Here is a 23,014-nt window from a genome sequence, read left to right as displayed (position 1 = left end):
CACACATGAGCCTCACCCGACGCCAATTCGCGCTCGCCACCGGCCTGCTTCCTCTTGCGCCGGTGCTGCGCGCCCAGGAGACCTACCCCAGCCGGCCCATCACGCTGGTGGTGCCCTTTTCGGCGGGCAGCGTCGTCGACCTGCAGGCCCGCGTGATCGCGCGCGTGCTCGCCGCGCGACTGGGCCAGCCCATCGTGATCGACAACAAGGTGGGCGTGAGCGGCTCGATCGGCGCGGAATTCGTCTCGCGCGCACCGCCTGACGGCTACACGCTGCTGCTGGGCACGCAGGGCACCCAGGGCACCAACAGCGCGCTGTACAAGACGATCCGCTACGACCCGGTGAAGGACTTCGTGGCCATCCACGGACTCTCGGGCAACCCGAACGTGCTGGTGGTGAACCCCAGGCTCGGCGTCGGTTCGGTGAGTGAACTGGTCGAGCTCGCGAAGAAGAATCCGGGCAAGCTCAACTTCGGCTCGGGCGGCAACGGCACCGGCGGGCACCTGTGCCTGGAGCTGCTGCAGACGCGCACCGGCGCGCGCTTCACGCACGTGCCTTACAAGGCGACTTCGGCGGCACTGGTCGACCTCGTCTCGGGCAACGTCGATGCGATGTTCGACTTCCTCCAGACCGCCGCCCCGCACATCCGCAGCGGCAAGCTGCGCGCACTGGCAGTCACGCGCGGACAGCGCATGCCGATGCTGCCGGAGGTGCCGACCATGGCGGAGGCCGGCTACCCAGGCGTCGAGTCGCTGACCTGGGGCGGGTTCTTCGCGCCCGCGAAGACGCCGGAGCACATCGTCAAGCGCCTGTCGGTGGAGACCTCAGAAGCCCTGCGCTCGCAGGAGGTGAAGAACACGCTCGAATCGGCGGGCGGCTTCATCATCGACATGCCGCATGCGGAGTTCCAGGTCTATGTGGCCAAGGAAGCCGCCAAGTGGACGGAAGTCCTTCGCACGGCGGGAGTGACGCTGGAATGACTGCTGCCTCCACACCGCGCACGCTCGCTGCACCCGCCGTGGCCGCCGTCACCGGCGCGGGCAGCGGCATCGGCCGCGCGCTGGCCCTGGCCTGCGCGAGCGAGGGCATGGCCGTGGCGCTCGCCGACGTGGAGGTCGAGGCGCTCGCAGCCACCGAGGCGCTGGTTCGATCGATGGGCGTGCCCACGCTGGCGCAGCGCTGCGACGTGAGCCGCGCCGCCGACGTCGAGGCTTTCGCACAAGCCTGCGACGAGCGCTTCGGCGGCGTCGACTGGCTCTTCAACAATGCCGGCGTCGCCGTGCTCGGGCCCGCCTGGGCCGCGACCGATGCAGACTGGCAGTGGGTGCTGGGCGTGAACGTGCTGGGCGTCGCCAACGGCGTGCGCAGCTTCGTTCCGCGCATGCGCGCACGCGGCCGCCCGGCCCATGTGATCAACACGGCGTCGGCCGCCGGGCTCGCGACGCTGGCGGGCTCCGCCGTGTACAGCGCGAGCAAGCACGCGGTGGTCGCCTTCTCGGAATGCCTCGCGCGCGACCTGGAGCAGGCCGGCTCGCCGATCGGCGTGACCGTGGTCTGCCCTTCGCTGCTGCCCACCGGCATTCACGTGTCCCAGCGCAACCGGCCCGACAACCTCGCCGATACCGTCGCGCCCGCCGCAGCCTATGACGAGAGGGTGCGCCAAGGCATGGCGGCATCCCCCATCGACGCGACGGACGTCGCCTCGGCCACGCTGGCGGCCGTGCGCGCGGGGCGTTTCTATGTCATCCCGCACGCCCACACGGGCGCGTCGGTCGAGAAGCGCATGCGCGCGATCCTTTCCGACTTCGGCAGGGAGCACCCCGACGCGGGGTGAGACGGCGCTTTCTTCCTTCCACACGACGGCCCTGCGCTGCCAGGGCCGAGCACTTTCTACAGGAGACTTCGAATGAACACGGAATCCGGCAACACGCTCGCGCAGGTCGCACAGCAACTTCAGGCCCTTCAGCGCCGCGTCGACCAGTTGGAGAGCGTGGAGGCGATCCGCGCCCTTCGTGCGCGCTACCACACGCTGGTCAACGAGGACCAGGGCCCGCGCCTGTACGAACTGTTCGCGCCGGACGCCAGCATCATCTACAACGGCCGACCCGAGGTCTTCGGCCGCGAGGCCATCCGCACCTTCTTCGAGAACTTCCCCGTGCAGTACGCGCGGCAGTTCATCCACCAGCACGAGGTGAGCGTCGACGGCGACACGGGCACCGGCCAGTCCTACCTCGACGGCCGCCCGGTGCACGGCGGCAAGAGCTTCTACGTGGTGGGCCGCTTCGACGACGCCTACGTGCGCATCGACGGCCGGTGGTACTTCAAGAAGGTGGTGCTCACGGTCCACTACATGATCGAGGCGGCGGAGCACTGGGAGACCCTGCTGCCAATGACGAAGAAGGCGGAGGCCGCATGAGCATCGCTTCGCTTTTCGACCTCACCGGGCGCAGCGTGCTGGTCACCGGCGCCGCCAGCGGCCTCGGCCTGGCATACGCCGAGACCATGCTGGAGGCCGGCGCACGCACGCTCATGACCGACATGGATGCGCAGGCGCTGGACACCGAGGTGCAGCGCCTGAAATCGCGCTATCCGCTCGTTGAAGGTGCGACGCTGGACGTGGCCGACGCCACGGCCGTTGACGCGCTGGTGGACAGCATGGCTGCGCGCCACGGCGCCATCGACTGCGTGTTCGCGAACGCGGGCATCAGCGCGGGACGCGGCTTCGTCGTGGAGGCGGGCCAGCTGGAGAACATCGACCTCGCGCACTGGGACAAGGTCCTGCGCATCAACCTCGACGGCGTGCTGCACACCGTGCGCGCCGCGGCGCGGCACATGAAGCCGCGCCGGGAGGGACGCATCGTCGTGACCACATCGATCGCGGGCGTGCGCTCCGAGTCGCTCTCGGGATACGCCTACGTCACCTCGAAGGCGGCGGCGAACAACCTGGTGAGGCAGGCCGCCATGGAGCTGGCACCGCACAACGTGCTGGTGAACGCCATCGCGCCCGGCCCCTTCGCCACCAACATCAACGGCGGGCGCCTGCGCCTTCCCGAATCCGCCGAGCGCATGCGAACCCACATTCCCCTCGGCCGCGTGGCCCAGGCCGACGAGATCAAGGGACTGGCCCTGCTGCTGGCCTCGCCTGCTTCCAGCTACATGACCGGGGCGATCATTCCGGTCGATGGCGGCGCCTCGGCGCGGTAGCGAGGGTGCAGGACTGCTGCTTCGACGCAGGGCTGCCTCGCGCGACGCATCGCGCCGTATCGCGCCGCATCGCGCCAAGGGGGGCGCGCGAACTGGTCGCCGTCCGTGCCGACCGCAGCAGTTCCTGCCGGCGGGCCGGACGATCAGCTAAGGCAGAGCGGCGTCGGCCAGGGCGAACATGGTTCGCACGGGCTTCATGAAATGGGGCCGCACGCGAGCGCTCCAGCTCGTCTCGCGGACCGCCAGCCATTCGGCGGAGGCCGTGGTCCGGTCCGAGACGAGGTCGTAGCACGCCAGCGACTCCTGCTCGTCGTCGTTGTTCCAGAAGCGCTGGGCGCGTATGCAGCCCGGCACCGCGGCCAGCGCGGGCAGGTGCTCCTGGTCGTACCAGCGTTGCAGCTCGATGCCCCAGCCGGGTTCGGGTTTCATCTCGACGACGTAGTGAGAGCGCGCTGGCGAGTCCGCGCTGGCGCCGGCGATGTCGTGCATCAGCGTCAGGCGGGAGGCCGCCACCCGTGTGCCGGGCCAGACCTTGCCCGCCTCCGTGGCGAGCTCGATCAGGCAGTGCCTCGACAGCGCCGTGCGGTGGGGCAATCCCAGGTAGACGTACGAGAGTTGCAGCGCCTGCGAATGAACATGCCGGACGATGCGGCCACCGATTTCCTTCCAGCAAGGCAAGGTCGCCACTCCCTCGCCGAACCCAGCCGAAGCCGAGAGCGGGCCATGGCATCGCAGGAGTACGACGTCGGTTGGAATCCGGCCAGTTGTTGACATGTGCACCTCGGATGGAACCGTGTGGCGTCGAAGCCGCGGCTCAGGTTGGAAACCGGTACAGGGCCTGGGGGTTGTGCACGAGCAACTGCTCCAGATGCCTCGCATCCGGCGCGATACGGCCCAGCGCATCCACGAGCACGCCGTCGTCGGGAATGTGGGTGTGGTTGGGATGCGGCCAGTCGGTGCCCCACACGCAGCGCTCGGGAAAGCGCTCCACCAGGATGCGGGCCAGCGCCTCGCCATGGGCATAGCGCTCGGCCGGCGGTGCATGCGCGTCGACGCGATCGATGCCGCTGACCTTCACGTGGAAACGCGGGTTCTCCAGCAGTTTCAGCAGCGCCTGGAAGTCGGAAGCATCCGGCCCGCGCGTGGCATCCACGCGCCCCATGTGGTCGATCACCACCTGAACCTGGCTGCGCTGCAGCGGCGCGGAGAGTTCGTGGACCAGCTCGCTCTCGAAGTGCACCTGCAAATGCATGCCGACCGCCGCCAGACGCGGCGTCAGCGCGAGCACCGCCTCGACGCCCGCGGTGGTCGCGATGTGCCGCATGAAGTTGAAGCGCACGCCGCGCATGCCCGCTTGCGCCAGGCGCTGGAGTTCGGCATCGGGCACGTCGGCCTCGACCAGGGCGATGCCGAGATAGCGGCCCTGCCCCGCCGCGATGGCGTCCTCGACCACGCGGTTGTCGGTGCCGTGCGTGATCGACTGCACGATCACGCAGCGCTCGATGCCCAGGGCGCGATGCAGCGCGAACAGCGTCTCCTTGGGCGCTTCCAGCGGCGTGGCCGGGCGGCCAGGCGCATAAGGAAAGCGCGCGGTCGGCCCGAAGACGTGCACATGGCTGTCGCAGGCCCCGGGTGGCAGGCGCAGGCTCGGTTGCGAGGGTCGCTCCAGGTAGGTCCTCGCGGGAACGCCGGCCTCGGTGGTTGCATCTGTCATGGCGGTGTCTAGTGCGAAATGTTCAGCGCCACGAGGAATCGCGACACCATGTTGTAGGCCGCCACGGTGGCGACCACTTCGACCACGGCCGAAGGCTCGAAGCGCGCGTTCAGGCGGTCCATCAGCTCGGTGGGCACCTTGACATCGCGCGTCATCCGGTCGGTCAGCGCCAGCAGCAGAAGCTCATCCTGCGTGAAGACCCCTTCAAAGGCGCCTGCGGGATCGGGCGCGCGCAGCGCATCGATCTTCTCCTGCGCGAATCCGGCCTTCAACGCATGCGGCACATGCGCCTCGAACTCGAAGGCCGCCTCGTTGAGCACGGCGACGCGCAGGATGATCATCTCGCGCAGGTCGGCAGGCACCGATGTGCGGTTGCGCACGGCCGTCAGCATCGACTCCCAGCCACTGGCGATGCTCGGGCTGTTGAGCAGCACCTGGTAGAGCAGCGAGATCCGGCCGCGCTCCGAGAGGATGCGGGCCTCGATGCCGGCGAGCTCGGGAACCGTGCCCGGCACCACCAATGGAACGCGTATATGGCTCGTGCTCATCATTCGGCCTTGATGTTGCGTGACTTGATCAATGCGGCCCACTTGGCCGCGTCGGCCTTCAGCAGCGCTGCAAGCTCCTGCGGCGTGGATGTCTTCGGCTCGGCGCCACCACGCAGCAGCCGGGCGCTGACATCGGGGTTGGCGATCGCGCTGCGCACGGCCTTGTTCAGCTCCTGCACCACCGCCGGAGACGTCTTCGCCGAGACGAACAGCGCATACCAGTTGTTCGTGTCCACGGCCTTGATGCCCTGCTCGTCGAAGGTCTTGACCTGCGGCAGCGACGGATGGCGCTTGCCCGCCGCGATACCGATCGCCTTGAGCCGGCCGCCCTGCACGTGCGGCATGATCGCCGCGACGTCTGCGAACACGCCCTTGACCTGACCGCCCATCAGATCGGTGAAGGCCGGCGCCATGCCTTTGTAGGGCACGTGAAGAAAGCGCGCGCCGGTCGATTCCTCCAGCTGGATCAGCGCCAGGTGCGGAATGCTGCCCGAGCCCGACGAAGCCATCGGCGCGGACTCCTTGCTGGCCTTGGCCGTCTTCACGAACTCCGCGGCATCCGCTGCAGGGTCCTTCGCGCCGACCACGAGCACTTCCACGTTGTTCGCCACGAGCGAGACCGGCGCGAAGTCGCGCTGGGTGTCATAGAGCGATTTCTCGACCAGCGAGGGATTGATGGCGGCCGCGCCCACGCTGGTGATCCAGATCGTGCTGCCGTCCGCTTCGGAGCGCAGGGTTTCCAATGCACCGAGCGCGCCGTTGGCGCCGGGCTTGTTGTCGACGATGACCGGGCGCTTGAGCTCGCGCCCGAGCTGCTCGGCCAGCGTGCGCGCCACGAAGTCGACCGGGCCGCCCGGGCTGAACGAGGTGACGATGCGGACCGGCTTCCCGCCGGCCTGCGCGAATGCGGCGGATGCCAGCGAAAGCATCGCGGCCGCGGCCAGGACTTGTCTTCTCTTCATCGCTTGTCTCCTTGCTTGCCTTGCGGGCCGCTCAGTCGCAGCGCGCCGTCATGCCGCCGTCCACGACCAGTTCGGTGCCGGTCACGAAGCGGGCTTCGTCGCTGGCGAGGTAGAGCGCCGCGTTCGCAGTGTCGCGGCCGTCGCCCATGAAGCCCAGCGGGATGCGCTTGACGCGCGACGCCAGCAGCGCTTCGATGTCGCCACCGGTGCGCTGCCTGGCCAGGCGTGCCTCGACCATCGGGGTGTGCAGCTGTCCCGGCACCACCGTGTTGACGCGCACCCCGTCGGCCGCATGCTGGACCGCCACCACGCGCGACAGATGGATCACGCCGGCCTTGCTGGCCGCATAGGCCACCTGCGCGCTGCCGGTCCAGCGCAGGCCCGAGGTCGAGGCCACGTTGACGATGGCGCCGCGCTTGCGCTCGATCATGTGCGGCAGCACGTGCTTGCAGGTGAGGAACACGCTCTTGAGGTTGACGTCGATCTGCGTGTCCCAGGCCTCCTCGCTGAGCTGCACCGGGCCGCCCGCGGCCGAGCCGCCGACGTTGTTGATCAGGATGTCGGGCGCGCCATAGGTCTCGATGCAGGCCTCGACCATCGCTTGCACGCTTGCGGAGCTTGTCACGTCGCAGATGCAGGTGGTGATGGATGCCGCGGCGCTGTCAGCGAGCGACAGAGTCTCGGCCAGGCGCTCGGCGTCGCGGTCGACCGCGAGCACCCTGGCGCCCTCTTCCGCGAGCCGCACGGCCATCGCGCGACCGTTGCCCCAGCCTGCGCCCACGCAGCCCGCGCCGGTCACGATCGCGACCTTCGATTCGAATCTCTTCATCATTGCTCCTCGAGCCCGGCTTCCCCGGGAAAACCTTGAGTCTGGGCCGAACGCAAGCAAAGTTAAATCGAATGAGGCCTATATCAGATATGTCTTTGCGCTATGGATCTCAAACAGCTTGAGTACTTCGTCGTCGTGGTCGAGAAAGGCAGCTTCAGCCGCGCCGCGGCCGCCCTGAACCTGGCGCAACCGAGCATCAGCCGACAGGTCGCATTGCTTGAACAGGAGCTCGGCCAGCGCCTGCTGGAACGCACCGGCCGCGGCGTCACACCGACGCAGGCGGGCCATGCGCTGCAAGCCCATGCCCGCGTCATGCTCAACGCAGCCGCGCAGGCCCTGTTCGAGATCAAGGAGATGAGCGACGAGCCCGCCGGCAAGGTGGTGGTAGGGCTGCCGAACCGGGTAGCCAGCGGCCTGTGCGTGCCGCTCGTGCGGGAGTTCCGCGAACGGCTGCCCAATGCGATGCTGTCGGTGGTGGAAGGGCTGAGCCTCTCGCTGCGCGAGGGCTTGCTGGCCGGGCGCATCGACGTCGGCGTGCTCTTCGACCCTCCGCCAACGCCGTTGCTGAGCTACGAGCCCCTGATGCGCGAGCGGCTGCTGCTCGTCACGCCAGAAGGCTATCGGCTGCCCGAGCGCGTCTCGCTGGCATCCCTTGCCGATTTCCCGCTGATCCTGCCCGCCGTGCCGAACCCCATCCGAAGCCTGGTCGACGCGGTGATGCTGCCGCGCAAGATCAACCTGAACATCGTGGCCGAAGTAGGTGCCGTGCACACGGCGCTGACGGTGGTCGAGGAAGGAATGGCCTGCTCCATCCTGCCCGAGAGCGCGCTCAATCTCAGCGCGCGCCGCGCGAAGGTGCGGGCAGCCCCCATCGGGCCTCCGGCCATGTGGAACAGCCTGGTGCTGGCAATGCCGACCGCGCGGCCCGCCAGCCGCCTCATCCAGGAGACCGCGAGGCTGCTGCGGGCGCTGGACTTTCGCGCGTATCGGCCGGCGGCGCCGATGCCAGCCGGCGAAGAGTGAATCTCAGAAGTCGATACGGATGCCCGCATCCTTCACCGCCTTGCCGATCTTGGCGAGGTCGTCCGCGATCAGCTGCCTGAACTGCGCCGGGCTGGACTTCACGGGTATGAAGGAGAGCTCGGCGAACTTGGCCTTCAGTGAAGGCGCATCGACTGCCTTGGCGATCTCGCTGTTGAGCCGGTTCGCGATGTCCGCGGGAAGGTCCGCGGGGCCCCAGATGCCGTACCACGACAGCAGCTCGAAGCCGGGCATGCCCGCCTCGGACAGCGTCGGCACATCCGGCATGGACGGAACACGCACCTTGCTGGTCACCGCAAGCGGACGCAGGCGTCCTCCCTGCACGAAGGGCGCGACGCCGGGCATCGGCGAGATCGCGGCCGAGACGTGGCCGCCGATCACGTCGGTCAGCTGCGGCACGGCGCCCTTGTAGGCAACGATCTCCATCTGCAGGCCCAGTGCGCGGTTGACCATCTCCTCGCTCAGGTGGCTGGTGGTGCCGAGCCCGGAGGTCGCCCAGGTGTACTTGTTCGGATTGGCCTTGGCCAGCCGCACGAACTCGCCGATGGTCTTGGCCGGCACGTCGTTGTTGACGGCGACGATCAGCGGCACGTAGCCGATCTGCCCCACTGGGGTGAAGTCGCGCTGCGCGTCGTAGGTCTTCTTCGCGACGACCAGCGGCAGGTAGGCCTGGCTCGATGCGTTGAACAGCAGCGTGTAGCCGTCGGGCTTGGCTTTCTTCACATGCATCGCCCCCACGAAGCCCGAGGCGCCCGGCGCGTTGTCGATCACGATGGGTTGTCCGAGCTGTCGCTGCAGCTGGTCGGCCACGAGGCGCCCGACGGTGTCGATCGAGCCGCCCGGCGTGTAGGGAATGACCATTCTTATCGGCTTGTTCGGATAGCCCTGCGCATGAGCGAAGGCGCCCACGAGCAGCGCCGCGCCGGCGAGCGCCAGCTTCAGGCCGGAAAGGCTGGATTTCTTGACCATGTTGTCTCCTGGTGTATTGATGTGATTCGAGTGACGCCGCCATGGCTGAGCCGGCCGCCTCGTTGCGCTATGCGCCAGCGCGCGAGCCGTAGACGCGCTGCGCAAACGCTGCGATCGCGTCGGCCATCGCGCGAGGCTGTTCCGGCGCCATCGCGTGGCCCGCGTCACGGACCACCTGCACCGTGACCCGGTCGCCCAGGTAGGGCTTCATCACGCCGGGAATCACCACCGCGTCGTGCTCGGCCTGCAGATCGAGGATGGGCACGTGCTGGCCCGCGGAGAAGTAGTCGTCGACCGGCGTCACGCGCCGGGCGTGGCTTTGCGCCTCGTGCGCCTCGGCACTCCAGCCGTCCAGCCAGACGCGCGGGTCATGGCCCGGGGCGAAGAAGGCGCGCCGCAGGCAGTCGATGCGCTGCGCTTCGGACAGGCTCGGGTCGCCCGCGCCGTCGATCGCATCGCGCAGGCGGCCGTACGGCTTCTCCTGCGACCCGGGCGGCAGCTTTCCCGCCGATGCGGCTGCCATCACCACGCCGCGCACGAGGTCCGGGCGGTCCGCGGCCAGCGTGCGTGCTGGCTGGCTGCCCCATGCGTGACCCACCACCACGAGCGGGCCGGTGCACTCGTGGTCCAGCACTGCCGCCACGTCGGCAGCGAAGTCGTGCATGTCCAGCGACTGCATCGGCCCCTGGCTGCGGCCGATGCCGCGCGGCTCCGGACGCAGCACTCGGAAGCCCTCGCGAGCCAGCATGGCCGCGACCTCGTCGTAGTCGCGCCCGGACCGCGCGAGCGAAGGAAGGATGCAGATCGCGGGCCCCTCGCCTTCGTCGGCGTACTCGATGCGGATCTGCGCACCGTCGCGCGCCGAGGGATAGGTGATCAGCTTGCGCGATACGGGGGCATGCGTCGCGGCCTGTGCGGTTGAATCTTTTGTCTCCATGCCTGGAGTCTTTCAGGGGCCGACATCAAGGGTAAGCACATGGCTCCTATAGCAGATATGTTTTTCTGCTATCTAGCCGTGCGATGGCGAAGAAAGTCTGCGGGCCACCGCGTCGCTCCCCGCCGTCTGGGTCTCGTGCGTGGAAATCGAGCGCGCAGGCGCGACGGTTCTCCGCGCTGCATGCCTGCAGGCGCGGACCGTCGATACCGAACGCGCGAAGGCGGTGTCGTACGCTGGCAGCCCCTCAGGCCGTCAGCCCCTGCAGCCCATCGGCCTTGTCGAGCGACCAGATGTTGCGCAGCAGGGCCTGCGCACGCTCGGCGCCGATCACCGGCGCAGAGAGCTCCAGGAATTTGTCGTCGAGCTCCGCGTCCGACAGCGGCAGCTCGGGGTCGCCCTTGCGGTCGGGCTGCAGCCAGGCGTGGCGCTGGCCGTCGTTCGTCTCGATCTCGACGCGGGCCGAGCGCCGGCCCGGGAAGGCCGCATCGATCTCCGGGTCGACCACGGCCGTGATGCGCGCCATCATCGCGCGCACGTCGGCATCGGCCAGCCGCTCGGGCATGTAGGCCGCAAGGCGGACGCTGCCGTGCACGAGCGCGGTCGCCACCACGAAGCGCATGCTGAAGCGGGCCTCGTTCTCGGTGCGCGGATCCTCGTAGCAGGCGATGTCCAGCGCCGGGCCGTAGGTGGCCACGTGGACGCGGCGGATGTCCGCGGCCCGCAGACCGTGCCGGCGCGCCAGCTCCAGGGCCCCGTCGATGGCCGCGAAGGTGTGGCCGCAACCGATGTGGTTCTTGAAGGTCAGCCGCTTGATGTGGAAGTCGCGCCCGAGCGTGTCGCCCACCGCCGACCAGTCGGGGCCGTCGCTCATGGCGCTGCCGAAGCCTGCCTCGCCGTCGAGCACGTCGAGCGAACCGGTCACGCCCTGCGCGGCCAGCTGCGCGGCCAGCACGCCGCCCTCGGCGGCCCGGCCCGCATGCAGCGGCTTGGACATCGAATCCATTCGGAAGGCCTGCTGCAGCCCCGCCGCGAAGGTCGCGGCCGTGGCGAGCGCATGGGCGAAGGACGCGCCGTGCAGCCCGAGGAGGCCGGCGGCGGATGCAGCCGCGCCGAAGGTGCCCACGGTGCCGGTGTTATGCCAGTGGCGATAGTGGGCCCGCCCCATCGTCACGCCGATGCGCGTGGAGACCTCGTAGCCGAGCACCACGCCACGCAGGAAGTCCAGCCCGCTGGCGCCGCGCTCCTGAGCGATGGCGAGCGCCGCCGCCACGGTGGCCGCGCCCGGGTGGTACATGGCGTCGCGGAAGCTGTCGTCCACCTCGGCCGCATGGGCCGCGGTGCCGTTGAGCAGCGCGGCTGCGCGGGCAGGTGCGAGGCCTCCATCGGGCAGGCGTGCACGGCCGCGGCCTAGGTCGTCGGCCAGCAGTGCGCGCAACTGCGGCATCGGTGCGACATCGAGCCCCGGGAACAGCGCGGCATGCCAGTCGATCACCGCGCGCTTGGCGTGGTGAAGCACCTCGTCGTCGAGCCGGGCCTGGCGGAATTCGGTGGCGTAACGGGCGAATGTCTCGGTGGCGTGCATGGGTGTCCGATCGGTTCGAGAAAAGAAAAAAGTTAAGCAGCGGCGAACGCTGCCGGCGCGCCGCTCAGGCCAGCACCACCACCCCATCGGCGGCACGCACGCCCTGCCCCTGCGGCAGCACGAAGACGGGGTTGATCTCGGCCTCGACCAGGCGCTCGCCGAGCTGCGCCGCCATGCCCGAGAACGCGACGATCGCATCGACCAGCGCCTCGACGTCGGCCTTCGGCCGGCCGCGGAAACCATCGAGCAGCGGCCAGGTCTTGAGGTCGCGCGCCATCGACAGCGCCTCGGCGCGGCTCAGCGGCTTCAGGCTCTGCCCGTGTTGTGCGTCCTGCGCCAGCAGGCGCATGGTGGTGTCCTTGAAGAGCTCGGCCGTCACGCCGCCCATGCCCAGCAAGATGGCCGTGCCCAGTGCGTCGCGGTGCATGCCCAGGATCAGCTCCGTGCCGCCCGCCACCATCTCCTGCACCAGGAAGCGCTGCGCATCCGTGCCGGTGCGGCTCTTCACCTCGGCCGCCATGCGGCCGATGCGCTCGCCGATGGTGTCGGCGCCCAGGCCGACGGCGACGCCGCCCACGTCGCTCTTGTGCGTGATCTGCGACGACAGGATCTTGAGTACCACTCGCCCGCCAAGCTCGCGCGCGGCGGCTTCGGCCTCGGCGGGCGACGCGACCACGCGTTCCGCGGCGCAGGGCACGCCGAAACGCGAGAACAGCTGCTTGGCCTGCGCCTCGTCGAGCGAGCCGGATGGCAGGTCGCCGGCCTCGACCAGCGGCGGTGCCGCCTCGTCTTGGGCAGGCGCCACGAAGCGCTGTACGCGCAGCATCCCGGCCAGCGCAGCCGTGCAGCTCTCGGCGGCGGTGAAGGCCGGCACGCCGCGGCGCGTGAGCAGCGCGCCCACTTCAGGCGCATGCGGGCTCACATAGGCCATCACCGGCTTGTCGGAGTTCGGCAGGCATTCCTGGATGGCGCCGGCCAGCAGCTCGGGCATTGCGAGGCTGGAGGAGCCGACGATGATCACCAGCGCGTCGTAGGCCGGGCTCGCCAGCAGCGCATTGATGGCACCGCGCAGCAGGTCGGGGCGCAGGCCCGCGAGCGTCACGTCGATGGGGTTTCGGTCGAGCACGGCTTCGCTGCCGGTCTGCAGCGCGCGCAGCGCATCGGCGGTGGCCGCGTCGGGCGCGGGCGTGTCGAAGCCTGCCACGCCCAGGTCGTCGGACACCAGCGTGCCGGCGCCGCCGGTGGAGGTGAGGATCGCGACGCGCGCGCCGCGCAGCTTGCGGCCGGTGCACAGCGCTGCCGGAATGTCGAGCAGGTCGGAGAAGCTCTGCGCGCGGATCACGCCAACCTGCCTGAACAGCGCGTCGTACATGCTGTCGGCGCCGGCCATCGCGCCGGTGTGCGACACGGCGGCCTTCGCGCCGGCCTCGGAGCGGCCGATCTTGAAGGCCACCACCGGCTTGCCCATGCGCGCGGCCTTCAGGCAGGCGGCACGGAAGCTGGCGGGGTTGCGCACGGTCTCGACGTAAAGCGCGATCACCTTGGTGGCCGGATCTTCGGCGAGGTGGTCGATGAAATCGGCCAGCTCCAGGTCGACCTCGTTGCTGGTGGAGATCAGCTTCGACAGGCCGATGCCGCGCGCCGCGGCGCGCGACAGCAGCGAGCCCAGGATGCCCCCGCTCTGCGAGACCACGCCGATGCCGCCGGCCTGGAACTCGTCCATCTCCAGCGCACCCGACGGCGACAGCACGATGTTGTCGGTCAGGTTGACGAGCCCGATGGTGTTCGGCCCCAGGATGCGCATCGCACCGGCGGCCTCCACCAGCTGCTGCTGGCGCCGCGCGCCCTCCTCGCCGGTCTCGGTGTAGCCGCTGGCCAGCACGATGGCGGCGGCGCAGCCGCGCTGCGAGAGCTCCTTCACGGCCAGGTGGGCGCGCTCGGCGCCCAGCAGCACGACTGCGACGTCGGGCACCTCGGGCAGCGAGGCGATGTCGGGATAGCACGGCAGCTCGCCGATGCGCTCGACCTTCGGGTTCACCGGCATGATGCGCCCCGCGAAGCCGTGCTTCTGCAGGTAGGCCACCGGCCGGCCCGTGGTCTTCTTCAGGTCGGCCGAGGCGCCGATGACGGCGACGCTGCGCGGGGAGAGCAGTTTGGCGATGGCTTCGTTCATGGCCTCACTCCTTCGAAGCCGTCTTGGCCAGGAAGGCCTCCACCGACGCGCGGTGCTCGCTGCTGGTGTAGCAGATGCCCTGGGCCTGGCTGCCCTGCGAGAACACGTCGTGCGAGGAGAGCTCGAAGCTCTGGTTAAGGATGGTCTTCGTCAGCGCCAGCGCGGTCGAAGACGCGGACGACAGCTCGCGCGCCCATGCCTGGGCGTCGGCCAGGAGCGTTTCGGCACTCGCCTTGCGATCGACGATGCCCAGCGCGAGGGCTTCGTCCACCTTGACCTGGCGGCCGGTGAAGATCAGTTCCTTGGCCTTGGGCAGGCCCACGCGGCGCGGCAGGAAATACATGCCGCCGCCGTCGGGAATGATGCCGCGCAGCACGTAGCTCCAGGTGAAGCTGGCCCACTCGCTCGCGATGACGAAGTCGCATGCCATCGCGGTGTCGGCGCCCAGCCCCGAGGCAGCGCCGTTGACGGCCGCGATCACCGGCTTGGGCATGGTGTGCAGCAGGGCCTGCACGTGGTGCACGCGCTGCTGGCGGTGCCAGCCGTTGAAGCCGACCTCCCCCGCCGGCGCGTTCATGCGCTTTTGCATGCCGCTGATGTCGCCGCCCGCGCAGAAGCCCTTGCCCGCTCCGGTGAGCACCATCGCCCGGATGCCCTTGTCGGCGGTCACGCGCTCCAGCACGTCGATGAACTCGGTGCGCATGTCGTCGCTCATGGCGTTGCGCTTGTCCGGGCGGTTGAATGTCACGGTCGCGATGGCGTCCGTCACCTGATAGTCGATGAGGGTGTAGGTCATGTTCTTCTTCCTGGGGGCTGGCCGGTGGCTGCCGTTCAATCGGCCTTGATGCCGTTTTCCTTGATCACGCGCGCCCAGCGTTCTTCCTCGGCCCGCACGTAGGTGTCGAGTTCCGCCGGCGGGCCGGCATTGATGACGAGGCCTTCGTGCTCGATCTTTCGCACGAAGTCGGGCGCGCGCGCCGCCTTGCGGGCCGCGGCGTTGAGCCGGTCGATGACTGCCGCCGGCGTGCCGGCGGGCACGTACAGGCCGTACCAGCTCTCCACCACATAGCCCGGCACGCTGGCGGCGATGGCCGGCACGCCCTTGAACGCGGGTGAAGGCTGCGCCGTGGTCACGCCGAGCGCGCGCAGCTTGCCGCTGTCGACGAAGGTGGACACCGCCGCGGCGGTGGCGAACATCATGTCGACCTGGCCGCCGAGCAGGTCGGTGAGCGCCGGACCGGCGCCGCGGTAGGGAATATGCGAGAGCTTGACCTTCGCGAGGTTGGCGAACATCTCGCCGGCCAGGTGGGCGGAGGTGCCCGCGCCCTGCGACGCGAAGGTCAGCTTGGCCGGATTGGCCTTGGCCGCGGCGACCAGGTCGGCCACCGACTTGTAGGGGCTGTCGGGCCGCACCACCAGCACGTTGGGGCCGCGCCCGATGAGGATGACCGGCGCGAAAGCCTTGTTGCTGCCGTACGGAAGCTTGGGCTGCAGCGCCGGGTTGACGGCATGGGCGAACGAGGCGACCACCACGCTGTAGCCGTCCGGCGCGCTCTTGGCCACGTTGTCGGTGCCGATCAGCGTTCCGGCACCCGGCTTGTTGTCGACGATCACGGGCTGGCCGAGATCCTTGGACATTTCGACGCCCAAAGTGCGGGCGATGATGTCAGTACCCCCGCCGGGAGCGAACGGCACCACGAAGCGAATGGGCTTGTCGGGGTAGGCGGCGAATGCCGTGCCGAAGGCGAAGAAAGCAGTGAAGCCGAGGAAGAGAAGGAAAAGCGCGCGCATCCTGCGCAAGCCATGAGCAGTCATGATCTGATGTCTCCAGAACCAAGTAGTGAATCCCTGGTGATCGCGGACGTTCTTGGCTACGCCGCAAGTGGGTGCACGGACTTTAGGAGGAAGCACTCCGGTTCGGGGGATGCAATTCCACTGCTTGGAATTTCCCTGCGATGATCCAGGCTCTTCTCTCATCCAGTGCCATGACTGATCAAGCCCGCTTCTTCCTCGATCACAAGCCAGGACGGTCGCCCGCGAACCGCTCGCTGGAACGGGGCATGGAGATTCTTCGCGCGTTCCGCCCCGGCTCGGAGCTGCTGGGCAACGGCGAACTGGCCGAGCGCACGGGCCTGTCCAAGGCCACGGTGAGCAGGCTCACGCAAACCCTGGTCGGCAGCGGGATGCTGCAGCTCGACAAGGCCGAGCGTGCGTATCGGCTGGCGCCCGCGGTCCTGAGCCTCTCCCATGCGATGCGCACCGCATCGCGCGTGCTGCAGGCAGCGGCTCCGCGCATGCTCGAGTTGGCCCGGCAGCGCCATATCAACGTGGGGCTGGCGGCACCCGACCGGGACGAGATGGTCTACCTGGAGTCGATTCGCTACGCCAGGCGCGCCGCGCTTCGCCACGTGGTTTCCGGCCAGCGCGTACCGATGGAGCTCACCTCGCTGGGGCGCGCATACCTGGCCGCACTCACGCCGCAGCACCGGACCCAGCTCATGCAGCTTCTTTCAAAACGACGCGTCAAGTGGAAAGGCATCGAGTCCGAGATCAGGAAAGCGTGCACCGACGTCCGCACGCGAGGCTTCTGCGCCGCGGCCTGGCAGCCCGAGGTGGTTGCGCTGGCTACACCGCTGGAGGTGGAAGGCAGCATCTACGTGTTGAATATCAGCCTTTCGACACAGGAGTCGATCGAGGCAATCGCGCAGGACCTCGGACCGTCGCTGCTCGCCCTGGCGCAGGCTGTACGCCACGAACTCGCGATGCGAGAGCCCAGGTCCGAGTGAACTGACCATTCGTGGACCGAGCCATCCCGGATCGATTCGGAACAATCGGGAAAGCAGATAGAAACATGGGTGCGCAACGGCTGTTTGCGCTGGTCGGAATGACCAATACCCTGAGGACTCCGCCGGGTGCCACTGGGGTGCCAGCAGGCGATTTCCCAATGAAAAAGGGCGTTCACCGATTTCAGTGAACGCCCTCGGACGTTATGTTGGTGGAGCTGGGGGGATTTGAACCCCCGTCCGCAAGCCTTCATCGCGCAGTTCTACATGTTTAGTGATCTGTTTTGAATCTCGCTTCCGGAGTCGCGCAGTCACACGCTAAACCGGACGCCAGCACCCTATTTTCTCGCCCCGACCCAAGGTACCCGGATCGGAGCCAGCCCATGTAGTTATCCTTGCAGCCGGGAGGTCAGGATTGCTCCAGACCCCCTTGCCCAGCCCATCGGCCAACTGTTGCAAGGCTCACTGGCAATTAAGCAGCGAGTGCGAAACGTTCGTCGTTTGCAGTTAGTTTGTTTGAATCTGTTTTACGAGCGCATTCAGCTCGACATGCCCCGCTGCGACTCCGAACCCACGTCGAAACCAGTGCAGCCCCAAGGAAAGGGTATTTTAGGCGCTATCGAGCAACTTCAAGAGCTCGAGGGGTGAAGTTATCGAAGCATCGGCTTCCCAGAGCGTCGAATCGGCCTGGGTGCCCATGTAGCCGTATGTCGCAGCGACCGTGCGCATGCCCGCTGCACGGCCCGCGATGATGTCGCGCTCGTCGTCGCCCACGTAGATGCACGATTCGGAAGGCACCCCGAGCCGACGCGCCGCCTCATGCAGGGGCTCGGGATGCGGCTTGGCGAACGGCGTGGTGTCGCCGCTCACCACGGCGCCCGCGCTCCCGAAGAGCGGAATGGCCCGCGTCAGCGGATCGGTGAAGCGCATCGACTTGTTGGTGACGACACCCCACAGGAGCCCGCGCTCGCGCAGTGCCTCGATCAGCGCCTGGATGCCGTCGAACACCTGGGTATTGAGCAGCATGCGGCGCTCATAGGCCACGAAGAACTCTTCGCGCAACCCGGGGAACTCCGGCGACTCCGGCGTAATGCCGAACGCCACGCCAAGCATGCCGCGCGCGCCCGCCCCGGCCATGGGACGGTAGCGCTCCAGCGGAAGAGAGTCGAGGCCGCGATCGGTGCGCATCTTGTCGGCAGCGGCCCCCAGGTCGGGGGCGCTGTCGATCAACGTGCCGTCGAGGTCGAACAGCACGGCCTTTGTGTCGACGCCCATCATCCTCGCGGTCCCGGCTTCTGCGTGGCGAACATGTAGTTGACGCTCGTGTCGTCGCTGAGCCAGTAGCGCCGGGTCAGGGGGTTGTGCTCCAGCCCGCGGGTGTGCCGCAGATCGAGGCCGGCCGCACGGCAGTAGCCGGCCAGTTCGCTGGGCCGGATCAGTTTTGCATATTCATGGGTACCACGCGGCAGCATGCCGAGCACGTACTCCGCGCCCACGATCGCCAGCATGAAGGCCTTCAGGTTGCGGTTGATCGTCGAGAAGAACACCCATCCGCCCGGCTTCACAAGAGAGGCGCAGGCCTGGATCACCGAGGCCGGCTGCGGCACATGCTCGAGCATTTCCATGCAGGTGACGACGTCGAAACTCCCGGGCTGTTCCGCAGCCAGTGCTTCGGCGCTGATCTCGCGGTACTTCACGCCCTTGGTGCCGGCCTCGAGGGCGTGCAGCTGCGCCACCTTGAGCGCCCTGCCTGCGAGGTCGATTCCCAGGACCTCGGCCCCCTTGCGGGCCATCGAATCGGCCAGAATGCCGCCGCCGCAACCAATATCCAGTACGCGACGTTGCGAAATTGGAGCAATACCGTCAATCCATTCCAAGCGCAATGGATTGATTTCGTGCAGCGGGCGAAATTCGCTTTCCAAATCCCACCAGCGGTGAGCGAGCTCTGAAAACTTGGCCAGTTCGGCCGGATCCGCATTCAGGTTTTCTGTCATGAAGCGATTATGAAACGAGCGATGTCCGTTAAACATCGGTCAGCCTTTACCGAAGATCAATCGTGAATTCGGCAGCCATAAAAAAACCCCGCCGAAGCGGGGTTTCATTGTCGATGGGAATCGATCGATTAGTTGGCGCGGGTGCCGACCACTTCGATTTCCACGCGACGGTTCTTGGCGCGGCCTTCCTTGGTGCGGTTGTCAGCCACAGGCTGCTTCTTGCCCTTGCCTTCGGTGTAGACGCGGTTGCGTTCGATGCCCTTCGAGACCAGGAAGGCCTTGACGGCTTCGGCGCGGCGCACCGACAGACGCTGGTTGTAGGCGTCGGTACCGATCGAGTCGGTGTGGCCGACAGCGATGATGACTTCCAGGTTGACGCCACGGATCTTCTCGACCAGGTCGGTCAGCTTGGCGCGGCCTTCGGGCTTCAGAACCGACTTGTCGAAGTCGAAGAAGGCGTCAGCAGCGAAAGTCACCTTCGAAGCGGCGACTTGTGCAGCGGGCGGGGGGGTCGGGGCGCCGGGGGTCGGAGCCACGGCAGCGGGAGCCGCAGGAACCAGAGCACCGTCGCAACCGGCGGCAGCCGTAGCAGGCGTCCAGTTGGCATCGCGCCAGCACAGTTCATTCGTGCCGTTCTTCCAAACCAGTTCGCCGGTGCCGTTTTGCCAGTTGTCGATCGTAGGACCGCCGTCCGCAGCGGTGACACGGGTCTGCGCGCCGGCGGCAGTGGCGAGCGCAGCGACTGCAAACATCATCGCCACTTTATTCAGTTTCTTCATGGTTCTCCTCTTGGGGAAAAAGCCGCAGCCGCGCTGCGAATCAAGGACGCTTTAAGTGACCACCACCCAAAACGTTGAGGCGATTGTGCCATAGGGTCTTTGGCAAACAGCCCGCAGGACGGCCCGGAAGCGTAGGACGGAGGCGGAATAGGCGCCTTGTGTTGCGGCGGTGCGACACCCCTCACAGCGTAAAATTTCGCCTTCCTGCCGCCAGCCCCTTGCTCATGACCTCGTTCGCAAAAGAAACCCTGCCCATCAGTCTCGAAGAGGAAATGCGCAGCAGCTATCTCGATTACGCCATGAGCGTGATCGTGGGCCGAGCGCTTCCCGATGCCCGTGACGGCCTCAAGCCGGTGCACCGCCGCGTGCTCTACGCGATGCACGAGCTCAACAACGACTGGAACCGCCCGTACAAGAAGTCCGCCCGTATCGTCGGCGACGTGATCGGTAAGTACCACCCGCACGGCGACCAGTCGGTCTACGACACCATCGTCCGCCTGGCCCAGGACTTCTCGATGCGCCACATGCTGGTCGACGGCCAGGGCAACTTCGGGTCCGTCGATGGAGACAACGCGGCCGCAATGCGGTATACGGAAATCCGGCTGGCCAAAATTGCGCACGAAATGCTGGCCGATATCGACAAGGAAACTGTCGACTTCCAGGACAATTACGACGGCTCCGAAAAAGAGCCCAAGGTGTTGCCGAGCCAGCTGCCGAATTTGCTGGTCAACGGCTCCGGCGGTATTGCGGTCGGCATGGCCACGAATATCCCGCCGCACAACCTGAACGAGGTGGTCGACGCCTGCCTGTACCTGCTGCGCAACCCGCAGGCCAGCATCGACGAGCTGATGGAGATCGTCCCCGCGCCCGACTTTCCCACCGCCGGCATCATCTACGGCATCAACGGCGTGAAGGACGGCTACCGCACCGGCCGCGGCAAGGTCGTGATGCGCGCCAAGTGCCACTTCGAGGATATCGACCGCGGCCAGCGCCAGGCAATCATCGTCGACGAGCTCCCCTACCAGGTCAACAAGAAGACGCTGCAGGAGCGCATGGCCGAGCTGGTGCACGAGAAGAAGATCGAGGGCATCAGCCACATCCAGGACGAGTCCGACAAGTCGGGCATGCGCCTGGTCATCGAGCTCAAGCGCGGCGAAGTGCCCGAGGTGGTGCTCAACAACCTCTACAAGCAGACCCAGTTGCAGGACACCTTCGGCATCAACATGGTCGCGCTGGTCGACGGCCAGCCGAAGCTGTGCAACCTGAAGGACCTGATCGAGGTCTTCCTGCAGCACCGCCGCGAGGTGGTCACCCGCCGCACGGTCTTCAACCTGCGCAAGGCCCGCGAGCGCGGCCATGTGCTCGAAGGCCTGGCGGTGGCGCTGGCGAACATCGACGAGTTCATCCGCATCATCCGCGAGTCGCCAACGCCGCCCGTGGCCAAGGCCGAACTCATGACGCGCAGCTGGGACAGCAAGCTGGTGCGCGAGATGCTCACGCGCACGCGCGCCGACGGCGGCGTGGTCAATGCCGACGACTACCGACCCGAGGGCCTCGAGCGCGAGTTCGGCATGGGCAGCGACGGCCTTTACCGCCTGTCGGAGACGCAGGCCCAGGAAATCCTGCAGATGCGCCTGCAGCGCCTGACCGGCCTGGAGCAGGACAAGATCGTCGCCGAGTACAAGGAAGTGATGGCCGAGATCGACGACCTGCTCGACATCCTGGCCAAGCCCGAGCGCGTCTCGACCATCATCGGCGATGAGCTCGGCACCCTCAAGCAGGAGTTCGGCCAATCGAAGATCGGCGCACGCCGCAGCCAGGTGGAGCACAGTGCCTATGACCTGTCCACCGAGGACCTGATCACGCCGACCGACATGGTGGTCACGCTCTCGCACAGCGGCTACATCAAGAGCCAGCCCCTTGGCGAATACCGGGCACAGAAGCGCGGAGGCCGCGGCAAGCAGGCCACCGCCACCAAGGACGATGACTGGATCGACCAGCTCTTCATCGCCAACACGCACGACTACATCCTCTGCTTCTCGAATCGCGGCCGACTCTATTGGCTCAAGGTCTGGGAGGTGCCGGTGGGATCGCGCGGCTCCCGCGGCCGACCGATCGTCAACATGTTCCCGCTGCAGGAAGGCGAGAAGATCAACGTGGTTCTGCCGCTGACCGGCGAGAAGCGCAACTTCCCGGCCGACCAGTACGTGTTCATGGCGACGTCGATGGGCACGGTCAAGAAGACGGCGCTCGACGAGTTCAGCAACCCGCGCAAGGGCGGCATCATCGCGGTCAACCTCGACGAGGGCGACTACCTGATCGGCGCTGCGCTCACCGACGGCAAGCACGACGTGATGCTCTTCAGCGACGGCGGCAAGGCGGTGCGCTTCGACGAGGAAGACGTCCGTCCGCTGGGTCGCAATGCGCGCGGCGTGCGCGGCATGTCGCTCGAGGCCGGACAGGGCGTGATCGCGATGCTGGTGGCCGAGGACGAGCAGCAGAGCGTGCTCACGGCCACGGAAAATGGTTACGGAAAGCGAACAAGCATTACCGAGTACACCCGTCATGGGCGGGGAACCAAGGGCATGATCGCGATTCAACAGAGTGAGCGCAACGGCAAGGTCGTTGCCGCCACTCTCGTGCATGCGGATGATGAGATCATGCTCATCACCGACAAGGGCGTGCTGGTGCGCACCCGGGTGGCCGAGATTCGTGAAATGGGTCGCGCGACGCAAGGCGTTACGCTGATCGGTCTCGACGAAGGCGCCAAACTCAGCGGGCTACAACGTATCGTCGAAAACGACGCGAACGGCGAAACCGAGCCTGACGCAGACGATACTTCCTCATCTTCAACGGAGAATCCTCAGTGAAAAAAATCAAACTCGCACTTCTGACGGTCGCCCTGGCAAGCAGCTCGATGGCCGCCATGGCCCAGGACAAGGCCACGCTCATCAAGCAGTTCATCGACATCCAGCGCCCCGGCATCGAATCGCTGGCTCGTGGCCTGGTCGAGCAATCGAGCGCCCCGATCGCACAGGCGGGTTCGCAGTACCTGCAGACGCAGGTGCCTGAAGCCAAGCGCGAAGCAGCCGCCAAGGCAGCCGACGCCGAGCTGAAGAAGTACTTCGACGAGACCTACCCCATCGTGCGCGACAAGGCCGTGCAGCTGGCACCGGGCGCCCTGACCCCGCTGATGGAGCAGAACTTCAGCGAAGACGAGCTCAAGCAGCTGCTGGCCTGGATCAACTCGCCCCTGAGCAAGAAGTACCAGGAACTGAACCCCAAGATGCAGACCGCCCTGACGGAAAAGCTCGTGTCCGAAACGCGCTCTTCGGTCGAGCCCAAGATGCAGGCGCTCGACACCGCCGTCGCCAAGGCACTCGGCGCCCCCACCGACGGTGGCGCAGCCCCCGCCAAGGCACCTGCCAAGGCCCCAGCCAAAAAGTAAGAGAAACGTGACCCAGCAGCAGACGCCGGCCGGCAAGCGCCCCTACAACTT

General features: G+C 67.3%; 22 protein-coding genes and 1 other RNA gene. 8 read left to right on the top strand and 15 right to left on the bottom strand.

All coding sequences use genetic code 11. The features are described 5' to 3' along the window. The first annotated feature begins 5 nt into the window (after nucleotides 1-5). The 4 genes from ABL843_RS09255 (at nucleotide 6) to ABL843_RS09240 (ending at nucleotide 3,204) form a co-directional block, all read left to right on the top strand. On the top strand, nucleotides 6-980 hold the full coding sequence (locus tag ABL843_RS09255; RefSeq protein WP_369659026.1) for a Bug family tripartite tricarboxylate transporter substrate binding protein: 975 nt from the start codon (nucleotides 6-8) through the stop codon (nucleotides 978-980). Next, a complete protein-coding gene (locus ABL843_RS09250) occupies nucleotides 977-1,834 on the top strand; it encodes an SDR family NAD(P)-dependent oxidoreductase (RefSeq protein WP_418119651.1) in 858 nt (285 codons plus the stop codon). The genes ABL843_RS09255 and ABL843_RS09250 overlap by 4 nt, the downstream gene beginning before the upstream one ends. 72 nt (nucleotides 1,835-1,906) lie before the next feature. Further along, on the top strand, nucleotides 1,907-2,416 hold the full coding sequence (locus tag ABL843_RS09245; RefSeq protein WP_184635827.1) for a nuclear transport factor 2 family protein: 510 nt from the start codon (nucleotides 1,907-1,909) through the stop codon (nucleotides 2,414-2,416). Further along, nucleotides 2,413-3,204 carry an SDR family NAD(P)-dependent oxidoreductase gene (locus tag ABL843_RS09240; protein ID WP_418119650.1) on the top strand — a complete coding sequence of 264 codons (792 nt, stop codon included), beginning with the start codon at nucleotides 2,413-2,415 and terminating at the stop codon, nucleotides 3,202-3,204. Before ABL843_RS09245 ends, ABL843_RS09240 begins: the two co-directional genes overlap by 4 nt. Before the next feature lie 147 nt (nucleotides 3,205-3,351). On the opposite strand, the gene ABL843_RS09235 is transcribed toward ABL843_RS09240, so the two are convergent. From ABL843_RS09235 to ABL843_RS09215, 5 genes are all read right to left on the bottom strand, one after another. Then, on the bottom strand, nucleotides 3,352-3,882 hold the full coding sequence (locus ABL843_RS09235) for a hypothetical protein (protein ID WP_418119649.1): 531 nt from the start codon (nucleotides 3,880-3,882) through the stop codon (nucleotides 3,352-3,354). Nucleotides 3,883-4,018: 136 nt separating this feature from the next. Further along, on the bottom strand, nucleotides 4,019-4,918 hold the full coding sequence (locus ABL843_RS09230; RefSeq protein ID WP_369659031.1) for an amidohydrolase family protein: 900 nt from the start codon (nucleotides 4,916-4,918) through the stop codon (nucleotides 4,019-4,021). A gap of 8 nt (nucleotides 4,919-4,926) precedes the next feature. After that, entirely contained in the window at nucleotides 4,927-5,466 is a 540-nt protein-coding gene (locus tag ABL843_RS09225) for a carboxymuconolactone decarboxylase family protein (protein WP_184635819.1), read from the bottom strand. Then, a complete protein-coding gene (locus ABL843_RS09220; RefSeq protein ID WP_418119648.1) occupies nucleotides 5,466-6,428 on the bottom strand; it encodes a Bug family tripartite tricarboxylate transporter substrate binding protein in 963 nt (320 codons plus the stop codon). The genes ABL843_RS09225 and ABL843_RS09220 overlap by 1 nt, the downstream gene beginning before the upstream one ends. Nucleotides 6,429-6,459: 31 nt before the next feature. Continuing rightward, nucleotides 6,460-7,257 (bottom strand): SDR family NAD(P)-dependent oxidoreductase, encoded by a 798-nt coding sequence (locus ABL843_RS09215; RefSeq protein ID WP_418119647.1) that lies wholly within the window; start codon nucleotides 7,255-7,257, stop codon nucleotides 6,460-6,462. 102 nt (nucleotides 7,258-7,359) lie between these two features. On the opposite strand from ABL843_RS09215, the gene ABL843_RS09210 reads away from it, so the two are divergent. Further along, a complete protein-coding gene (locus ABL843_RS09210) occupies nucleotides 7,360-8,280 on the top strand; it encodes a LysR substrate-binding domain-containing protein (RefSeq protein WP_369659034.1) in 921 nt (306 codons plus the stop codon). A 3-nt stretch (nucleotides 8,281-8,283) separates the two neighbouring features. Here the strand turns inward: ABL843_RS09210 and ABL843_RS09205 are convergent, their stop codons facing one another. The 6 genes from ABL843_RS09205 to ABL843_RS09180 all read right to left on the bottom strand — a co-directional run bounded on the left by ABL843_RS09205 (nucleotide 8,284) and on the right by ABL843_RS09180 (nucleotide 15,750). Then, on the bottom strand, nucleotides 8,284-9,267 hold the full coding sequence (locus tag ABL843_RS09205) for a Bug family tripartite tricarboxylate transporter substrate binding protein (protein WP_418119646.1): 984 nt from the start codon (nucleotides 9,265-9,267) through the stop codon (nucleotides 8,284-8,286). A gap of 67 nt (nucleotides 9,268-9,334) precedes the next feature. After that, complete coding sequence (locus ABL843_RS09200; protein ID WP_418119645.1) at nucleotides 9,335-10,204, bottom strand: alpha/beta fold hydrolase; 870 nt, start codon at nucleotides 10,202-10,204, stop codon at nucleotides 9,335-9,337. A 244-nt stretch (nucleotides 10,205-10,448) separates the two neighbouring features. After that, on the bottom strand, nucleotides 10,449-11,786 hold the full coding sequence (locus ABL843_RS09195) for an MmgE/PrpD family protein (RefSeq protein WP_418119644.1): 1,338 nt from the start codon (nucleotides 11,784-11,786) through the stop codon (nucleotides 10,449-10,451). A gap of 64 nt (nucleotides 11,787-11,850) precedes the next feature. Further along, nucleotides 11,851-13,959, bottom strand: coding sequence for an acetate--CoA ligase family protein (locus ABL843_RS09190; protein ID WP_418119643.1), 2,109 nt, complete (start codon nucleotides 13,957-13,959; stop codon nucleotides 11,851-11,853). A gap of 4 nt (nucleotides 13,960-13,963) precedes the next feature. Next, nucleotides 13,964-14,755: an enoyl-CoA hydratase/isomerase family protein gene (locus tag ABL843_RS09185; RefSeq protein WP_418119642.1), complete on the bottom strand. Its 792-nt coding sequence runs from the start codon at nucleotides 14,753-14,755 to the stop codon at nucleotides 13,964-13,966. Nucleotides 14,756-14,790: 35 nt separating this feature from the next. Beyond that, nucleotides 14,791-15,750 (bottom strand): tripartite tricarboxylate transporter substrate binding protein, encoded by a 960-nt coding sequence (locus ABL843_RS09180; protein ID WP_126024641.1) that lies wholly within the window; start codon nucleotides 15,748-15,750, stop codon nucleotides 14,791-14,793. A 194-nt stretch (nucleotides 15,751-15,944) separates the two neighbouring features. Here ABL843_RS09180 and ABL843_RS09175 point away from each other — a divergent pair, with 194 nt between their 5' ends. Then, nucleotides 15,945-16,745 (top strand): IclR family transcriptional regulator, encoded by an 801-nt coding sequence (locus ABL843_RS09175; protein WP_418119641.1) that lies wholly within the window; start codon nucleotides 15,945-15,947, stop codon nucleotides 16,743-16,745. A gap of 207 nt (nucleotides 16,746-16,952) precedes the next feature. Here ABL843_RS09175 and ssrA read toward each other — a convergent pair. The 4 genes from ssrA to ompA form a co-directional block, all read right to left on the bottom strand. Then, nucleotides 16,953-17,337: a transfer-messenger RNA gene (gene ssrA, locus ABL843_RS09170) on the bottom strand. 14 nt (nucleotides 17,338-17,351) lie between these two features. Continuing rightward, a complete protein-coding gene (locus ABL843_RS09165) occupies nucleotides 17,352-18,020 on the bottom strand; it encodes an HAD family hydrolase (protein ID WP_418119640.1) in 669 nt (222 codons plus the stop codon). Next, nucleotides 18,017-18,736: a bifunctional 2-polyprenyl-6-hydroxyphenol methylase/3-demethylubiquinol 3-O-methyltransferase UbiG gene (gene ubiG / locus ABL843_RS09160; protein ID WP_418119639.1), complete on the bottom strand. Its 720-nt coding sequence runs from the start codon at nucleotides 18,734-18,736 to the stop codon at nucleotides 18,017-18,019. The genes ABL843_RS09165 and ubiG overlap by 4 nt, the downstream gene beginning before the upstream one ends. Nucleotides 18,737-18,864: 128 nt before the next feature. Then, nucleotides 18,865-19,515 (bottom strand): outer membrane protein OmpA, encoded by a 651-nt coding sequence (gene ompA / locus ABL843_RS09155; RefSeq protein WP_126022922.1) that lies wholly within the window; start codon nucleotides 19,513-19,515, stop codon nucleotides 18,865-18,867. 224 nt (nucleotides 19,516-19,739) lie between these two features. Here ompA and gyrA point away from each other — a divergent pair, with 224 nt between their 5' ends. Further along, nucleotides 19,740-22,385, top strand: coding sequence for a DNA gyrase subunit A (gene gyrA, locus ABL843_RS09150; protein ID WP_418119638.1), 2,646 nt, complete (start codon nucleotides 19,740-19,742; stop codon nucleotides 22,383-22,385). Then, nucleotides 22,382-22,963 (top strand): DUF2059 domain-containing protein, encoded by a 582-nt coding sequence (locus ABL843_RS09145; protein WP_126022920.1) that lies wholly within the window; start codon nucleotides 22,382-22,384, stop codon nucleotides 22,961-22,963. The genes gyrA and ABL843_RS09145 overlap by 4 nt, the downstream gene beginning before the upstream one ends. Nucleotides 22,964-23,014 lie beyond the last annotated feature (51 nt).

The organism is Variovorax sp. 350MFTsu5.1, assembly GCF_048302515.1.
GTDB classification, from domain to species: Bacteria; Pseudomonadota; Gammaproteobacteria; order Burkholderiales; family Burkholderiaceae_C; genus Variovorax; species Variovorax guangxiensis.
Note: the sequence above shows the minus strand (reverse complement) of the source record. Positions and strands in the feature narration are given on the sequence as shown.

Bases quoted from the DNA above. Each gene is read 5' to 3' on its own strand.
- ABL843_RS09255 (WP_369659026.1), top strand. From the start codon at position 6: ATGAGCCTCACCCGACGCCAATTCGCGCTCGCCACCGGCCTGCTTCCT.
- ABL843_RS09250 (WP_418119651.1), top strand. From the start codon at position 977: ATGACTGCTGCCTCCACACCGCGCACGCTCGCTGCACCCGCCGTGGCC.
- ABL843_RS09245 (WP_184635827.1), top strand. From the start codon at position 1,907: ATGAACACGGAATCCGGCAACACGCTCGCGCAGGTCGCACAGCAACTT.
- ABL843_RS09240 (WP_418119650.1), top strand. From the start codon at position 2,413: ATGAGCATCGCTTCGCTTTTCGACCTCACCGGGCGCAGCGTGCTGGTC.
- ABL843_RS09230 (WP_369659031.1), bottom strand. From the start codon at position 4,918: ATGACAGATGCAACCACCGAGGCCGGCGTTCCCGCGAGGACCTACCTG.
- ABL843_RS09225 (WP_184635819.1), bottom strand. From the start codon at position 5,466: ATGAGCACGAGCCATATACGCGTTCCATTGGTGGTGCCGGGCACGGTT.
- ABL843_RS09220 (WP_418119648.1), bottom strand. From the start codon at position 6,428: ATGAAGAGAAGACAAGTCCTGGCCGCGGCCGCGATGCTTTCGCTGGCA.
- ABL843_RS09215 (WP_418119647.1), bottom strand. From the start codon at position 7,257: ATGAAGAGATTCGAATCGAAGGTCGCGATCGTGACCGGCGCGGGCTGC.
- ABL843_RS09210 (WP_369659034.1), top strand. From the start codon at position 7,360: ATGGATCTCAAACAGCTTGAGTACTTCGTCGTCGTGGTCGAGAAAGGC.
- ABL843_RS09205 (WP_418119646.1), bottom strand. From the start codon at position 9,267: ATGGTCAAGAAATCCAGCCTTTCCGGCCTGAAGCTGGCGCTCGCCGGC.
- ABL843_RS09200 (WP_418119645.1), bottom strand. From the start codon at position 10,204: ATGGAGACAAAAGATTCAACCGCACAGGCCGCGACGCATGCCCCCGTA.
- ABL843_RS09195 (WP_418119644.1), bottom strand. From the start codon at position 11,786: ATGCACGCCACCGAGACATTCGCCCGTTACGCCACCGAATTCCGCCAG.
- ABL843_RS09190 (WP_418119643.1), bottom strand. From the start codon at position 13,959: ATGAACGAAGCCATCGCCAAACTGCTCTCCCCGCGCAGCGTCGCCGTC.
- ABL843_RS09185 (WP_418119642.1), bottom strand. From the start codon at position 14,755: ATGACCTACACCCTCATCGACTATCAGGTGACGGACGCCATCGCGACC.
- ABL843_RS09180 (WP_126024641.1), bottom strand. From the start codon at position 15,750: ATGCGCGCGCTTTTCCTTCTCTTCCTCGGCTTCACTGCTTTCTTCGCC.
- ABL843_RS09175 (WP_418119641.1), top strand. From the start codon at position 15,945: ATGACTGATCAAGCCCGCTTCTTCCTCGATCACAAGCCAGGACGGTCG.
- ABL843_RS09165 (WP_418119640.1), bottom strand. From the start codon at position 18,020: ATGATGGGCGTCGACACAAAGGCCGTGCTGTTCGACCTCGACGGCACG.
- ubiG (WP_418119639.1), bottom strand. From the start codon at position 18,736: ATGACAGAAAACCTGAATGCGGATCCGGCCGAACTGGCCAAGTTTTCA.
- ompA (WP_126022922.1), bottom strand. From the start codon at position 19,515: ATGAAGAAACTGAATAAAGTGGCGATGATGTTTGCAGTCGCTGCGCTC.
- gyrA (WP_418119638.1), top strand. From the start codon at position 19,740: ATGACCTCGTTCGCAAAAGAAACCCTGCCCATCAGTCTCGAAGAGGAA.